Here is a 16,114-nt window from a genome sequence, read left to right on the forward strand (position 1 = left end):
TACCCACGACTGGATTTGAACCAGCACATCCTAATTTAATCGGATACCACCCCCTCAAAGTGGCGTGTCTACCATTTTCACCACGTGGGCTGAAAAATCATAAATTTACTTGATTAAAATTATTTTAATCCTATGATAATTGCTTTTTTTACATTCCAAATATATAATAAATTATTGGAATTTTATCAAAAAAAAATATGATCTATCTTTGAATGAATTTTTTAAAAAAAAGATAATTCTCATGAATATAGCAATAATAGGGTATGGAAAAATGGGAAAAACCATAGAAAAAATAGCGAAGATTAGAAATCATAAAATTTCATTGTGTTATGATGAAACTCCTTCTCCATTTTTATTGAAAAATTCAGATGTAGCAATAGAGTTTAGTCAACCTGATTCTGCTTTCAATAATGTAAAAATTTGCATAGAAAATAACGTTCCCACAGTATGTGGAACTACAGGTTGGATGGAAAAATTTGAATTTATAAAAAAAATATGTATAGAAAAAAATGGCTCTTTTTTGTATTCTTCTAATTTTAGTATTGGAATGAATATTTTTTTTGAAATTAATAAAAAGTTATCAAAACTATTATCTCCTTATTCTGAAAGTTATGAAGTAAAAATTCATGAAATTCATCACAAAGAAAAAATAGATAGACCTAGTGGAACTGCTATATCTTTGGCAAAAGATATCGTTAATAACAGAATGAAAGAAACATGGACTTTAGATGCTACAAAAAAAACAAAAAATCAAATTTTAATTCTTTCAAAAAGATTCGAAAACGTAGCAGGAACACATGTTGTGAAATATGAATCTAAAATAGAAGATATTGAAATCCAACATAAAGCTCATAGCAGAGAAGGTTTTGCTATTGGTGCTGTGATTGCTGCTGAATGGATTCAAAATAAAAAAGGTATTTTCTCTATGAAAGAAGTGTTAGGAATATAAAAATATCTTTATTTTATGCACCGATATTTTTTTTTTAGTGGTGTTTTTTTATTTATTGAATATCTTATTCATATTTTAGGAACATGGAGATTTTATCAAAAATCCGGAATTAACTTATGGAAAGTTTTTATTCCTATATATAATATTTTCATTCTTTTAAAAACTTATAATCGATCCATATGGTATATGTTTCTCTTATTAACTCCATTAACAAGTATTATTTTGTTTTTCATTTTGTGGATGGATTTAATTCATGTTTTTGGAAGAGGAAGAAGAAAAGACATTTTTTTTCTATTTTTTTCTGCAGGGTTATATATTTTTTACATCAATTTTTTTGAAAAAATCCAAAAAATAGAAAAAATCCAAAAAAAAGAAGATAACACAGGAATATTATTGGCTATCATTTTTTCTTTTATTACACATACTTATGTAGTTCAACCTTTTGTTATTCCTACTTCTTCTATGGAAGGTTCCTTATTAGTAGGAGATTTTATACTAGTTAGTAAAATTCATTATGGGTTGCGAATGCCTATGTCTCCTATTTCTATTCCTTTTACACATAATAACATTATTGGAAATGTAAAATCTTACATATCTATTTTACGGTGGCCTTATTTTCGTTTTCCTCCCATACAATCTATACAAAGAAATGATATAGTTGTATTTAATTTTCCTAAAGATTCTAATCATAAAATTATAGATAGGAAAGATTATTATGTTAAACGTTGTATAGGATTGCCAGGTGATTTAATTTCTATTAAAAAAGGGGTTTTATTTGTTAATCATAGAAAAGAAAATTTTTTATCAAAAAAACAACAGGCTTATTTGATTAAAACGGAAAACGTTCCTTTAAACACAGAATATCTTAAAAATAAAATGGATATTGAAGATATTGAATTGATTGAAGAAAAAAATGATGAATATTTTTATCAAATTATGTTAACCAAAAAAAAAGTAATTCAAATAAAGAATTTTTTTGACAATGTAGTTTTTATAAAAAAAAATATTTTTCCAATTCACTTTAAAGAAGATTATATATTTCCAAATCATTCTGGTTGGAATAGAGATTTTTTTGGGCCATTACATATTCCTAAAAAAGGAGAATTAATTAAATTAAATTTAAAAAATATTCATATTTACAATGATATTATCACTTATGAAAAAGGAAAAAAAATCAATGATCCTTCAGAAAGGTTCTACAAAATAAAAAATAATTACTATTTCATGATGGGAGACAATAGACACAATTCATATGATTCTCGTTATTGGGGTTTTGTTCCAGAAGATCATATAGTAGGAAAACCCATATTGATATGGATGAGTATTGATTGGGATCGAAAAAATCCTTTGAATTTTTTCAATTGGAAATTACGTTGGAATCGTATTATGAAAAAAATGAACTGACTTAGTTTTAAACATCAAAAATTTTTTTCATTTTTTAAAAAAAAACTTACTATAAAATAACCAGACAAAATTCCTCCAATATGGGCAAAATGAGCCACTCCAGGTGCTAAATTGAAAATAGCTGATATCAAACTTCCGAAAATAAAAATTATAAGAGCTTTTCTAACAGCAATTGGAAAAGGAAAAGGAAGGATAAAAATTTTATGTTCTGGAAAAAATTTAGCAAAAGCTCCCACTATTCCACTTACGGCTCCAGAGGATCCCATCATAGGAGAATACATGGAACTATAAAGATTAATTTTTTGTTCTTCATTTAGATAATCCAATGTTCTTTTAGCTTGTGAAAAGTCTAAGGTTTGAACAAAATAATACATCACGCTAGTATTGAAAATTATTTGTAAAAATGCGGCAAAAATTCCTGATAAGAAATATATTATTAGGAATTTTTTGATTCCTAACAAAGTTTCTATTTGCCCTCCAAACATGAACAAAGCTAACATATTGAAAATTATATGTAAAAATAGACGTTTGGAATGTACAAACATATGAGTTAAAATCTGATATAATTCAAATTGTTCATCTAAAGGATGATACAAAGAAAATATATCTTCTATTTTATATTGTGAAAAAACAAAAGCAGCTGTATATACAAGTATATTAATACTAATTAAATGTTTTACAGCATCTGAGTTGAGATTTGTATAAAAATTCACTTTTTAAAAAAATTTTTTCTTAAAACAAAAAATATAGGATCTCCTGAATCCGTATAATTTGGATTATGACAAGAAAATAAATCTCTAATTAAACATTCCATTTTATCAGGGTATAATTCTGTTCCGTATTTGATAGATGCGGATTTAGATATTGATTGAATAAGTATTCTTTTGTTCTTTTTTTCTCCTTTAATGAAATTATACTTTAAAATATTTTGAAAAATTTCAATCAAAATATTTTGATGTATATTTTCAGGAATAGAATACAAATAAGCTGAATCATTACAGAAGTATAAGTGAAATCCAAAATTGATCAAATCATCTTTTATATTTTTTAAAGAAATGAATTCTTTTTTCAAAAGTCTCACTTTTATAGGAAAAAGAAACTGTTGACTTATTAAGTTTTCTTTTCTTAAAAAAAATTCAAATAATATGTTCTGATGCGCTTTTTGTTGATCTATTAATATGATATATTCATTATTCAATGTAAAAATTATGTATTTCCTATTAATTTGAAGAGTATTTATTTTTTTTTCATTAGAAATATAACGAGATAATTGATTTGTTAAATGAACATTTCTTTTTAAAATAGAAGAATCATTTAATCGTAACCAATCTTCTAATTGAATTATTTTTTCTTTATAAGAAAGTTCTTCAAAACATAAATCATTCAAAAAAGAGTCTTTCAAATTACAGTATAAAAGAACATCAGAATTTTTCAATTCTTTGTTTTTTACTTCATATTGATAAAACAAAATATTTTTGATTTCCTGTTGAATCATACAACCAATAAACTCTTCTTCTTCTAATTTAACTTCTTTTTTTGCAGGGTGTATATTCCAATTTACTAAACTTGAATCTATATGAATAAAAATAAAATAAGAAGCTGTTTTCAAATCTTTCAAAAAACCATCATAAGCATGAATAATTTTTTTGTGTAAAAATAAATGAGTAACACAACGTTGATTTACCAATATCAATTGGTCTCCTTTTTTTATAGAAGGATCTGGAACACTCACAAATCCTTCTACAAGAATTCTATTTTTTCTTATTAAAATAGGCGTTAATATCTTATTTTTGTTTTTAAAAATTTCTTTAATTCTTTCTATTAAAGAAGATTCTTGAAAAGAAAAAATAATTTTTTCATTATGATAAAAACGATATAAAATATTTCTATGTGCTAAAACTATTTTATAAAATTCATGAACGATATGTTGAAATTCTATTCGTGAAGATTTTAAAAATTGCCTTCTAGCAGGAAGTTTATAAAAAATATTTTTTACCGAAATCCTTGTTCCTTTAAGCATGTTTATAGGAATTTCTTCTTTTATTTTACCTTCTTCTACAAAAAGGTGAATTCCTACTAAATCTTCTTTATTTTTAGTTTGTATTTCTAGTTGAGAAATAAGAGCAATGGAAGCTAAGGCTTCTCCTCTAAATCCTTTTGTTCTAATTTGAAAAATATCATCAGATTTTTTTATTTTTGAAGTAGCATATCTCTGAATGCTCATTTTTGCATCATTTATACTCATTCCGTCTCCATCATCTATTAACTGAATTAACGTTTTCCCTGAATCTTTGATAAAAATATCGATCATTTTTGCGTTTGCATCTATTGCATTTTCTAAAAGTTCTCTTAAAACAGAAGAAGGACGTTGTATAACTTCTCCTGCAGCTATTTGACTGATCACATTTACAGGTAAAAATTGAATAATATTTTTCATTTGATATCTTTTCTAAATAAAGACATATATATAGCTGTTTTAGCACATTCTACTCCCTTATTACCATTTTTTCCACCTGATCGGTCAAAAGATTGTTGTATATTTCTATCAGTAAGAACACAAAATATAACAGGAACATCATATTTTATATTAATATCTTTGATCCCTTGCGAAATAGATTGACATAAATATTCGAAATGATGAGTTTCCCCTTGTATCAGAGACCCAATTGTAATAATTGAATCATAATTATAGCAATGTGCTATTTTTTTAGCAGAATAAATTAATTCATAACTTCCAGGAACTTCCCAAGTTTGTATTTTATCTTTCAAAATTCCTGATTGAATGAAAGTTTCATAAGCTCCTTTATATAATCTGCTAGTAATTTCTTTATTCCATAGAGAAACAATAATTGCAAATTTCAAATTTGCGTCTTTTATTTTTTTTTTATCGAATGAATAAATAGGACATGTTTTCATAAATATAATTTATAATTTATTTTCAATAAACATGAGATATTTTTCTACATTTTTTCTATACAAAAAAAAAGGATATTTATTTTCTATTTTTTTAAAAAAATATTTAGAATTTTTGTATTGATTCATAGAAAAACTTAATAATGCAGCTTTGTAATAATAAAGAGGAGTGGTTATTTCATTTTCTCTGATATTTGCTGCAATAATATAATTTTTTAAGGCTTCTTTTTTATTTTTCATTTGTGTAAAAGCATCACCTATCATTCCATATTTTATAGCAGGTAACATTTCATCTTTTGCAGAAAAATTTTTCATCATTTTGATAGATTCTTTGTAATAACCCAATTTATAATAGCAAATTCCTGCATAAAATTTAGAAATATTTCCTGCTTTTGTAAAAGGATATTTAGAAGCTATTCCAGAAAATCCTAAATAACTAATTTTATCCTTTTTTTTATTTAAAGCTTTATCTATAAAACCTTGGTATAAATATTGTTGAGCATAATTCAATTCTTCCATAGCTTTTTTTTCTGAAGGGTGAAAAAACAATTTTTTGAAAAAAAAACATATACCAATTCCTATTATTAATAAAAATATGATGGAAACAAAAATTATATTCTTTTTTGTTAAACGTTTCTTTATTTCATTCATTATGTATAAATAAATAATAGTAGAATTATAGATCTATAAATTTAATTAATTATAATTAGTTTTTTTTCTTATTACTTCTATGGTTTTTATTCTTTTATTATCCATACTTCTTATAATAAAGGAATAATTTAGAAAATTTATCTTTTGTTTTTTTTTTGGAAATTCTTTATTTATTTCCATGATGAAACCACCTAAAGTATCTGCATCTCCTTTTTTTTTCTCAAAAAAAATTTCTTCTTTAATTTCCATAATACGATAGAAATTAATTAAGGAAGTCTTTCCATCAAATAAATAATTATTTTGATTTAATTTAGAGTAAGACATATCTTCTTCATCAAATTCATCAATAATATCTCCTACTATTTCTTCAATTACATCTTCAAGTGTAACTAATCCACAAGTACCTCCATATTCATCTACTACAATGGCTAAATGAATCTTTCTTTTTTTAAAATCACTTAAAAGATCATCTATCTTTTTTTTTTCTGGAACAAAAAAAGGAGGATGAATTAATTGAGTCCATTTAAAATTTTTATCATAAATAAATGGAAGAAGATCTTTAGCAAAAAGAACTCCTTCTATATCATCAATGCTATCTTTATAAATAGGTATGCGAGAATATCCTTTATAACGAACTAATTCTAAAACATCAGAAAAGGTTGTGTTATTATTTAAGGAAAACATATCTATTCTTGGAGTCATAATTTGATGTGTTTCTGTATTCCCAAAATCAACAATTCTTTGCAAGAATTGGCATTCTTTAACATTTTTTTGATTTGAAGATGTGATTTTCAATGCTTTTGAAAGTTGATCTACAGAAATTAGATTCTTTTTTTTAATCACTTTTTTTTCTATAAACTTTGAAATAAAAATTATTATCTTGCTAATAGGATCCAGAATTTTACTAAGAAATATTAATGGTTTTGACATAAAAATAGCAAAAAGAAAATTATTTTTACTAGCATATATTTTAGGTATAATCTCTCCAAATAGAAGCAAAATAAAAGTAAGAAGTCCCACCTCTAAAAGAAAATTAATAGGAACATGAAACTGATTATAAACAATCAAACATTCATTTTCTAAAAACTCTGTTATTAAATAGGAACTTAATATCACGATTCCAATATTAGAAAAATTGTTGGATATTAATATTGTTGCCAAGAGTTTTTTTCTATCTCTAAGAATTTTTAATACTAAATTTCCTTTATGAGAGTTTTTTTTTCTCTCTCTGTCAATAGTTTTTTTCTCAAGACAAAAAAAAGCAGTTTCTGATCCAGATATTAGTGCAGAAAATAATAGAAGTATTATTATTAATGCAAAATAGAAAACTAAATATAAAGTACTTTCTAAAAAAACATTCGTCGAAGATTCTTTTTCCAATAGATTAAATTTTGATGATAATTTTTAGAAAATAAAATTGCGAAAATAAAATTGTATAATTCATTCCATATATAAGTTCATCACTAAATTATTTTCTCATGTTTTAAAAATAAGACAATAGGACTAGGAAAAGGATACTTTCCTATTTTATCATGTGGGACAAAAAAAAAATTATCAAAAAATATCTTTTTTTTAAAATATCGTAAAATTTCACAACTCAAAAATTGAATAAATAAAATTTGATGACTAATTCTATGTTTGATTTGATAAATAATCATGAAATTAGAAGAAACAATTCTAAATTTTTTCCAAATTTTATCTTTAATTTCATGATCAGTAAGATTTTTTTTTGATTCTATCAAAGGAAAATCATAAAGATTTTTCCATATATCTTTGGAAGATCTTTTATTGAGACAAATATTTTTATTATGATCACACATGAAAATATAATAAAAAAATCTATGTTTTAGAACAGATTTTTTTATTCTTTTTACAGGAAATTTGTATACAGTATCATTTTTAATGGAAAAACAAGAATCTTTAACTGGACATAATAAACACTTTGTATTTTTTGGAGTACATAAAATGGAACCTATATCCATAATTGCTTGATTAAAAATTCCTGGATATTCAAAATCCATCATTTTTAAAATGATAGTTCTAAACATATTTTTTGTAGCAGTAGATGTTATATCATCGTAAATTCCCAAATATCTGGAAAATACTCTGTAAGCATTCCCGTCAACAGCAGGAATCACTTCATTAAAACATATAGATGCAATAGCGGCTCCTGTATATGGACCTATCCCCTTATATTTTATTAATTCTTTATATTTTTTCGGAAAAAGATTGTCTTTTTTTAATTTTTTAGCAAAAGAATGTAAATTTTTTGCTCTTGAATAATAACCTAATCCTTCCCATTCTTTTAACACGTTTTTTTCTTCTGATTGAGCTAGTTTTTCTAAATTTGGAAATTTTTTTATAAAATTTGAATAATATTTTATAGTTTTTGAAACTCTTGTTTGTTGCAACATAAATTCTGAAACTAATATATAATATGGATTTTTAGTCTCTCTCCAAGGAAGTTTTCTATGATTTTTTTTGTACCAATTTATTATTTTTTTAGAAAAATCCATATCTGTTTAATTTTAGAGCAATTTTATAAAAAATTGGTATATTTAGGAAACCGAATTTTGTTATTCGATATAATGATTTAACATGACAAAAGCAGATATAATAACAGAAATCATATCAGAAACTGGATCTGAGAGAATTGATACGCAAAAGGTGATAGAAACATTTATGAAAAAAATAAAACAAAGCCTTACTTCTGGAGAAAATGTTTATTTAAGAGGATTTGGATCATTTATTATTAAATATCGAGCGAGAAAACTTGGACGTCATATTTCCAAGGATGAATCTATTGTAATTCCTGCGCATAACATTCCAGCATTTAAGCCGGCAAAATCTTTTACCGAATTAGTAAAGAAAAATGTTCCTATAAAAAAATAATTATATATAGACAATGTAGGAATATGAATCAATAACGATATATTATATAAAATTATGCCCAACGGAAAAAAAAGAAAAAGACGTAAGATAGCTACCCATAAAAGAAAAAAAAGAAATAGAAAAAATAGGCATAAAAAAAAATAAAATTTAATTAATCTATTGTTTTTTCCTTGTTTTTGTGTATTATGAATAAAGAGTTAATTATAAATGCAGAAGAACAAGAAGTAAAAATAGCTCTTTTAGAAGAAGGTAAATTACTAGAGCTTCATCGAGATGTTTTCAATCAAGAATTCTCTGTAGGAGATATCTATTTAGGAATAGTAAAAAAAATTTTGTATGGATTAAATGCTGCCATTATCGACATAGGACATTCAAAAGGTGCTTTTTTACATTATAACGATCTTGGATTTCAATCAAATAAAATGTTAGAGTCAATTTCTATGAATAAAAAATTTGTATCTAACAATTTTGAAAAAATTGAAAAAAAAGAAAGCATAAATTCTATAGATAAGATATTATATCCTGGCCAAAAAATTTTAGTTCAAATTTCTAAAGAACCTATTTCTAATAAAGGACCAAAATTAACTGCAAAAATCTGTATACCAGGAAGGTATTTAGTTCTTATTCCTTTTTTGGAAAAAATTTCTATTTCTAAAAAAATAAAAAATGCAAAAGAAAAAAGTAGATTGCTTTCTTACATAAAAAAGATAAAACCTAATGAATTTGGTATTATCATTCGTACAGCTTCCTATAATAAAATAGAAGAAGTTTTGAATAAAGAACTGATTTTTTTGATCAAAAAATGGAAAAAAACATTAAAAAATCTGATCAAATTACCTCCAATTAGAGTTTTGAGTGAAATTAGCAAAACTTCTTGTTTATTAAGAGATACATTAAACGATGATTTGAAATCTATTTATTGTAATAATAGTTTTCTTTGTCAAGAAATTCATTCATATTTATCTTTAATTGCTCCGGAAAAAACTAACATAATTAAATATTATAAAGGAAATATTCCCATATTTGAAAAATATGGAATAGAAAAACAAATACAAATTTTTTTAGGGAGAAATGTTCCTCTTGAAAATGGGGCTTATATTATCATAGAACATACTGAAGCTTTGCATGTTATAGATGTTAATAGTGGAATGAATAACCATATGAAAAAAAATTGTACTGAATCGGAAAGAATTGATAATATATTAAAAATTAATTTATTAGCGGCAACCGAAATAGCTAGACAACTTAGATTAAGAGACATGGGAGGTATAATTGTGGTGGATTTTATAGACATGTCTGAACCTATTCAGAGGAAACAGTTATATGAACATTTAAAGGAAAAAATGAAAAATGACAGGGCAAAACACAAAATTTTACCCCCAAACAAATTTGGTTTAGTTCAATTTACTCGTCATAGAGTGAGACCTGAATTGAAAATAAATATTGATAATAAATATAAAGATTCTGCTATGAATTATATTAATCGTTTAGAATTTGTTATAGAATCTATTATAAAAAACAAAAATCATCAGGGAATACAATTACACATACATTCTTTCGTTTCATCTTATCTGAAAGAAGGATTTCCTTCTATTCAACAAAAATGGTTATTAAAATATAAAAAATGGATTAAAATCATTCCAAGAGACACATTCGGGTATACGGAATATCAAGTAATCAATAAAAATCATAAAATTATATCTTCTTCTTTTCATTGATTTTACAAATAATTCGTATTAGAAAAGTGGGCGTGGTGAAATTGGTAGACACCTCAGACTTAGGATCTGATGCCTCCTATTAGGCGTAAGGGTTCGAATCCCTTCGCCCACATTTTCTTCTGATTTTATATTATATTCCTTTTTTTGTATCCTATATAAATTTGTCTAGGTCTTCCTATGGGATCTCTATTAAATTTCATTTCTTTCCAATGAGCCATCCACCCTGGTAATCTTCCTAAAGCAAACATCACAGTGAACATATCTTTTGGAATGCCTATAGCTTGATAAATAATTCCTGAATAAAAATCAATATTAGGATAAAGTTTTTTTTCCACAAAATAAGAATCTTGAAGTGCTTTTTCTTCAAGACTTTTTGCCAATTCTAAAATTGGATCAAAAATTTCTAATTTTTTGATAAGATTTTCAGCTACTTCTTTCGCTATTTCCGCTCTAGGATCAAAATTTTTATAAATTCTGTGTCCAAATCCCATTAATCGAAATGGATCTTTCTTATTTTTTGCTTTTTCTACCCATTTTTTTATATTTCCTCCACTTCTTAAAATAGTTTCTAACATTTCAATTACAGCTTGATTAGCTCCTCCATGCAATCTTCCCCAAAGAGCACTAATTCCTGCAGATATAGATGAAAATAGTCCTGAATGAGCAGAACCCAATAAACGGACAGTGGTTGTTGAGCAATTTTGCTCATGATCAGCATGCAATATTAATAGTTTATCCAAAGCATCCGTAATAATCGGATTTTGTTGATAAGATTTATTGGGAACAGAAAAAAACATTTTTAATAAATTGGAAGTATAATCAAGATTATGATCTGCATAAGAAGGAGGAAGTCCTGCTTTTTTTCTGTAAGTTAAAGCAGCCAATATGGGCAGTTTAGCTAAAAGATGAAGATACATATCTTCTTCTTGTTGACAATTTGTAAACGCAGTTAAAATATAGGTTAAAGAAGATAATATTCCCATTGGATGATAATTATCAGGTACTTTATCAAGTATTTGATAAATTTCTTGATTAAGATAATTGAATTTTTTTATTTTTTCAGAGAAAAATTTTAATTGTGCAGTATTGGGGAGTTCTCCATTTAAAATTAGGTAACTCGTTTCCATAAACGAACACTTATTAATAATTTGTTCAATAGGATATCCTCTATATAAAAGCTCTCCTTTTTCGCCATCTATAAAACTGATAGAGCTTTTTGCAATTCCTGTATTTTTCAATCCTGGATCAAATGTGATCAATCCTGTATTTTCTCTTAATTTAGAAATATTAATGGCTTTTTCGTAAAAAGTTCCATAAACTATAGGAAGCTTATAATGACATCCATTAATATCGAAATGAACAACACTGCACATAAAAATAAATTTTAAAATATATAAAATATAAATAAAATGTAGCTCTCCATATTTTTAGATAATCATCTCATCAAATGAAATTAGTGTGTGAAATCCTTTCTTAGAAAAATAATTTCTCATTCCTTTCCTAAAGCTGATCAAAACAAAATCCCCTCCCCAAGCTCCTAAACTTTTAATTAATCCTAAATAATCTGGAAAATATGTTTCTTTAATAGTAGGAATATTCAATATTTTTGATATAATCATCTCATGTTTTAGTAATAATTTTTCAAATTCTTCCAATGTTTTACAAAAAGGAATTTTTTGAGTAATAGAAGATATAGACTCAATACTTTGAATGGATATATTTTTTTTAGAACGAAAAAATTGTATTCCATCACAAGTATTTTGTTTTTTATTGAGATGCAGAAAAAAAAGTTTATCTCTAAATGGAGGATTAAAATTTATAGGGATAATATGAGGTTTTTTGTTGTGTAATTTATAAATTATTGGTTTTGAGTAGGAAACACAAGCTATATCATAACCACTTCCTGGAAAATTATTTCCTAATAACATATATGGATCTATTTTAGCCCACTTAGATATGTTATAAATTAAAGTAGAACTACTTCCCAATCCCCAATTTCTAGGAAATTCTAGTTTTGTTTTGACATGTATTCCCAATGAATTATGAAGAAAACTTTTTTGAAGTTTTTTGGATTTTAATAAAAGATATTTTAAATCATTTGCTATTTTTTTTTCTGTTTCATAACAAATTTCTAAAGAAGGAAGTTTGAAAATAACCTCGAACCAAGGTTTATTAATTTCATCATAACTCTTCCAATGCAAAACAGAAGATAAATTACGTCTTAATATAGTTAATGATTGTCCTTTAATTGTAGGTAAAGCTAACCCACAAGCTCCACATAAAATAAAATATTCTCCTGTTAACAAAAGTTTTCCATGACTATAAAAAAAATTATCATGTTGATGCATGATCACATGGTTTTATATTTTTTTTGCAAAATTTCTTAAAATTTTTCTAATTAAACCTTGTAAAATATTTCCTGGACCTATTTCTGTAAATGAAATAGCTCCATGAGCAATCATGTTTTCTATAGATTGTTTCCATTTTACAGGAGAAGTCAATTGTTCTATAAGATTTTTTTTTATATCGTTAGATTTTATAACTGATTGAGCAGTTACATTTTGATATATTGGACATTTAGAGTCTTTAAAAGAAATTTTGTTTATAAATTTTTTGAATTTTTTCCTAGCTGGTTCCATGATGGGAGAATGAAAAGCTCCATGAACAGGAAGAATAAATATTCTTTTAGCTCCTCTTTTTTCTAAAGAAGAACAAACTCTTTTAAGAGCTTGATATTCTCCGGAAATAACTAACTGTTCAGGTCCATTATAATTAGACGGAACAATAATTCCACTATCATTTTTACAAAAATCTTCTACAATTGAATCTTCCAAACCAAATACTACAGCCATCCCTCCATGAATTGATTCACAAATTTCTTGCATAATTGAAGCTCTTTGATTGACTAATATCAAACCATTTTCAAAAGAAAAGACATCAATTGCAGCTAAAGCAGAAAATTCACCAAGAGAATGTCCAGCTACCATATCAGGTTCAAAATTATTTGATATTTTTGCTTTTATAACTGAATATATATAAATTGCGAGCTGTGTGTATTTTGTTTTTTTTAAAATATCCATAGGACCTTCAAACATTATAGATGTGATTCTAAATCCTAAAATATCATCAGATAATTGGAATAATTTTCTTGCCAAATGAGAATTTTTATATAAGTTTTTTCCCATTCCTATAAATTGAGATCCTTGACCAGGAAATAGATAAGCTTTCATAAGAATCAAAAATTTTTTTAAAATTAATAATTATTATAATATGAAAATTACTGATACCCATGCTCATCTGTATATGAATGATTTTAATGAAGACATTGATTTTGTAATTCAAAAAGCTTTGAATCAAGGAATACACAGATTTTTTATTCCTTCTATAGACTATTCCGACATTCCCAATATATTAAAATTAGAAAAAAAATATCCTAACATATGTTATGCAATGATAGGACTTCATCCCAATAGAGTTTTTCCAGATAATTTAGAAAAAAAATTAAATAGTATTGAAAAATGGTTATGGAAACATTCCTTTATTTCTGTAGGAGAAATTGGAATGGATCTTTATTCAGAAAATAAATTTGTTTCAGAACAAGAATACGCTTTTCAAATTCAAATAAAATGGGCAAAAAAAAAAAAACTTCCCATAGTTATACACTGCAGAAAAGCTTTTGATCATATTTTTAACATTTTATCAAAAGAATCTTCTATTAAAGGAGTATTTCATTGTTTTTCTGGAACTTTAGATCAAGCAAAAAAAATTATTGATTTTGGAATGAAAATAGGAATTGGAGGAATGATTACTTTCAAAAACAATCATATCAGTCAATTTCTGCATAAAATAAGTCTGGATCATCTAGTTCTAGAAACTGATTCCCCCTATCTTTCTCCACATCCTTTTAGAGGAAAAAGAAATGAACCAAAAAATTTAAGAATAATTTTGAAAAAACTTTCTCAAATTTATTCTACATCAGAAGAAAAAATAGCCGATATCATTCATCTGAATGTAGAAAACTTATTTTTTTAATAAATATTGATTCATACCATTTTTGATGGATTAACTAATTTTTCAAATTTTTCTTCAGTTAAGTATCCTAATCGAATTGCCTCTTCTTTTAAAGTCCTATTATTTGCATAAGCAGATTTTGCTATTTCTGCTGATTTATCATATCCAATATGAGTATTCAATGCTGTGACCAACATCAAAGATTTATCCAATAATTCTTTAATTCTTTGATCATTTGGTTTAATTCCTTTCACACAAAAAGAAGAAAAAGAAGTACAAGCATCTGAAAGAAGTTGGGAAGATTGCAAAAAATTGTACACTATTAATGGTTTAGCAACATTTAATTCGTAGTTTCCTGAAGATCCGGCTATGGAAATGGAGACATCGTTTCCTATAATTTGTGTACAAACCATCATAATCGCTTCACATTGAGTAGGGTTTATTTTTCCAGGCATGATAGAAGACCCTGGTTCATTTTCAGGAATGAAAATTTCTCCAATTCCTGAACGTGGTCCAGAAGCTAAAAAACGAATATCATTTGATATTTTTATTAAAGAAACGGCTATTTGTTTTAAAGCTCCGTGAGCCTCTACCATAGCATTATGAGATGATAAAGATTCAAATTTATTCTTTGCGACTTTAAAAGGGTAACCTGTATATCTACATATATATTCAGTCACTTTTGCATCATACCCCTTTGGTGCATTTAATCCCGTTCCCACAGCAGTTCCTCCTATAGCTAATTCAGAAAGATGATCTAAAGTTTTTTCAATAGAATCCAATCCATGATCTATTTGAGAAACATAACCTGAAAATTCTTGTCCTAAAGTAATGGGAGTAGCATCCATAAGATGAGTTCTACCTATTTTAATCACATTTTGAAATGATTTTGATTTTTTTTCCAAAGTTTCTCTTAATTTCTTGATAGAAGGAATAGTTTTTTCTATCAACTTTTTATAAGAAGCAATATGCATTGCTGTAGGAAAAGTATCATTAGATGATTGAGACATATTTACATCATCATTTGGGTGTATAAAAGATTTTCCTTGACCCATAACCCCTCCCATTAAAACGTGAGCTCTATTAGAAATCACTTCATTAATATTCATATTGGTATGAGTTCCAGATCCTGTTTGCCATATAACTAAAGGAAATTGATTATTTAATTTTTCTTCTATAATTTCATTACAAACCAAAGAGATAATATCTCTTTTTTTTTTAGATAAAAGACCAAATTTATAGTTTGCATGAGCCGCAGCTTTTTTTAAAAAACCAAAGGAATGAATAATTTCTATAGGCATAGAAGCTTCTGAACCTATTCTAAAATTTTTCCTAGATCTTTCTGTTTGCGCACCCCAGTATTTATCTACAGGAACTTTCACTACACCCAAAGTATCTTTTTCTGTTCTATAAATCATTGTCCTATTTTTTTACTAAATTATAGAAAAAATTATAAATTTTTATTATATTAAAAATGATGATAATTAAGTTTATAGGATTTTTACTTTTTTTGGTAGTGACTATATCTGGTTTTTGGTGTGTTTTTTTTCTATCTATTTTTAGTATTTACTGGGTT

General features: G+C 25.8%; 15 protein-coding genes and 2 tRNA genes. 6 read left to right on the forward strand and 11 right to left on the reverse strand.

Annotated features, from left to right (window positions below; genetic code table 11):
• A tRNA-Leu gene (locus H0H67_RS00445) sits at nt 1-90 on the reverse strand.
• Between the two features lie 151 nt (nt 91-241).
• Between H0H67_RS00445 and dapB the strand changes: the two genes are divergently transcribed.
• Nucleotides 242-949 carry a 4-hydroxy-tetrahydrodipicolinate reductase gene (dapB, locus tag H0H67_RS00450; protein ID WP_185859393.1) on the forward strand — a complete coding sequence of 236 codons (708 nt, stop codon included), beginning with the start codon at nt 242-244 and terminating at the stop codon, nt 947-949.
• 15 nt (nt 950-964) lie between these two features.
• Complete coding sequence (gene lepB, locus H0H67_RS00455; RefSeq protein ID WP_185859394.1) at nt 965-2,353, forward strand: signal peptidase I; 1,389 nt, start codon at nt 965-967, stop codon at nt 2,351-2,353.
• Nucleotides 2,354-2,367: 14 nt separating this feature from the next.
• Here lepB and H0H67_RS00460 read toward each other — a convergent pair whose 3' ends face one another.
• The 6 genes from H0H67_RS00460 to mutY all read right to left on the reverse strand — a co-directional run bounded on the left by H0H67_RS00460 (nt 2,368) and on the right by mutY (nt 8,433).
• On the reverse strand, nt 2,368-3,066 hold the full coding sequence (locus H0H67_RS00460; RefSeq protein ID WP_185859395.1) for a rhomboid family intramembrane serine protease: 699 nt from the start codon (nt 3,064-3,066) through the stop codon (nt 2,368-2,370).
• Nucleotides 3,063-4,790, reverse strand: coding sequence for a DNA mismatch repair endonuclease MutL (mutL, locus tag H0H67_RS00465; RefSeq protein WP_185859396.1), 1,728 nt, complete (start codon nt 4,788-4,790; stop codon nt 3,063-3,065). The genes H0H67_RS00460 and mutL overlap by 4 nt, the downstream gene beginning before the upstream one ends.
• Nucleotides 4,787-5,269, reverse strand: a complete 483-nt coding sequence (ribH, locus tag H0H67_RS00470) for a 6,7-dimethyl-8-ribityllumazine synthase (protein WP_185859397.1) — start codon at nt 5,267-5,269, stop codon at nt 4,787-4,789. The genes mutL and ribH overlap by 4 nt, the downstream gene beginning before the upstream one ends.
• Before the next feature lie 9 nt (nt 5,270-5,278).
• Nucleotides 5,279-5,917, reverse strand: a complete 639-nt coding sequence (locus tag H0H67_RS00475; RefSeq protein WP_185859398.1) for a tetratricopeptide repeat protein — start codon at nt 5,915-5,917, stop codon at nt 5,279-5,281.
• A 45-nt stretch (nt 5,918-5,962) separates the two neighbouring features.
• On the reverse strand, nt 5,963-7,297 hold the full coding sequence (gene gldE, locus H0H67_RS00480) for a gliding motility-associated protein GldE (protein WP_185859399.1): 1,335 nt from the start codon (nt 7,295-7,297) through the stop codon (nt 5,963-5,965).
• Nucleotides 7,298-7,380: 83 nt separating this feature from the next.
• Nucleotides 7,381-8,433, reverse strand: coding sequence for an A/G-specific adenine glycosylase (gene mutY, locus H0H67_RS00485; RefSeq protein ID WP_185859400.1), 1,053 nt, complete (start codon nt 8,431-8,433; stop codon nt 7,381-7,383).
• A gap of 82 nt (nt 8,434-8,515) precedes the next feature.
• On the opposite strand from mutY, the gene H0H67_RS00490 reads away from it, so the two are divergent.
• The 3 genes from H0H67_RS00490 (at nt 8,516) to H0H67_RS00500 (ending at nt 10,639) form a co-directional block, all read left to right on the forward strand.
• Nucleotides 8,516-8,809: an HU family DNA-binding protein gene (locus H0H67_RS00490; RefSeq protein ID WP_185859401.1), complete on the forward strand. Its 294-nt coding sequence runs from the start codon at nt 8,516-8,518 to the stop codon at nt 8,807-8,809.
• A 185-nt stretch (nt 8,810-8,994) separates the two neighbouring features.
• Complete coding sequence (locus H0H67_RS00495) at nt 8,995-10,527, forward strand: Rne/Rng family ribonuclease (protein WP_185859402.1); 1,533 nt, start codon at nt 8,995-8,997, stop codon at nt 10,525-10,527.
• Between the two features lie 26 nt (nt 10,528-10,553).
• A tRNA-Leu gene (locus H0H67_RS00500) sits at nt 10,554-10,639 on the forward strand.
• Nucleotides 10,640-10,652: 13 nt separating this feature from the next.
• Here H0H67_RS00500 and H0H67_RS00505 read toward each other — a convergent pair.
• From H0H67_RS00505 to fabD, 3 genes are read right to left on the reverse strand one after another with little or no spacing between them, the layout of a single operon-like run.
• Nucleotides 10,653-11,900 (reverse strand): citrate synthase, encoded by a 1,248-nt coding sequence (locus H0H67_RS00505; RefSeq protein ID WP_185859403.1) that lies wholly within the window; start codon nt 11,898-11,900, stop codon nt 10,653-10,655.
• 54 nt (nt 11,901-11,954) lie between these two features.
• Nucleotides 11,955-12,875, reverse strand: coding sequence for a GYDIA family GHMP kinase (locus H0H67_RS00510; protein ID WP_185859404.1), 921 nt, complete (start codon nt 12,873-12,875; stop codon nt 11,955-11,957).
• Nucleotides 12,876-12,887: 12 nt separating this feature from the next.
• Nucleotides 12,888-13,757 carry an ACP S-malonyltransferase gene (fabD, locus tag H0H67_RS00515; RefSeq protein WP_185859405.1) on the reverse strand — a complete coding sequence of 290 codons (870 nt, stop codon included), beginning with the start codon at nt 13,755-13,757 and terminating at the stop codon, nt 12,888-12,890.
• A gap of 40 nt (nt 13,758-13,797) precedes the next feature.
• Here fabD and H0H67_RS00520 point away from each other — a divergent pair, with 40 nt between their 5' ends.
• Entirely contained in the window at nt 13,798-14,559 is a 762-nt protein-coding gene (locus H0H67_RS00520; RefSeq protein ID WP_185859406.1) for a TatD family hydrolase, read from the forward strand.
• An 11-nt stretch (nt 14,560-14,570) separates the two neighbouring features.
• Here H0H67_RS00520 and fumC read toward each other — a convergent pair whose 3' ends face one another.
• Nucleotides 14,571-15,956: a class II fumarate hydratase gene (fumC, locus tag H0H67_RS00525; protein WP_185859407.1), complete on the reverse strand. Its 1,386-nt coding sequence runs from the start codon at nt 15,954-15,956 to the stop codon at nt 14,571-14,573.
• Nucleotides 15,957-16,114 lie beyond the last annotated feature (158 nt).

The organism is Blattabacterium cuenoti (genome assembly GCF_014251575.1).
In the GTDB taxonomy this organism is placed as follows: domain Bacteria; phylum Bacteroidota; class Bacteroidia; order Flavobacteriales; family Blattabacteriaceae; genus Blattabacterium; species Blattabacterium cuenoti_N.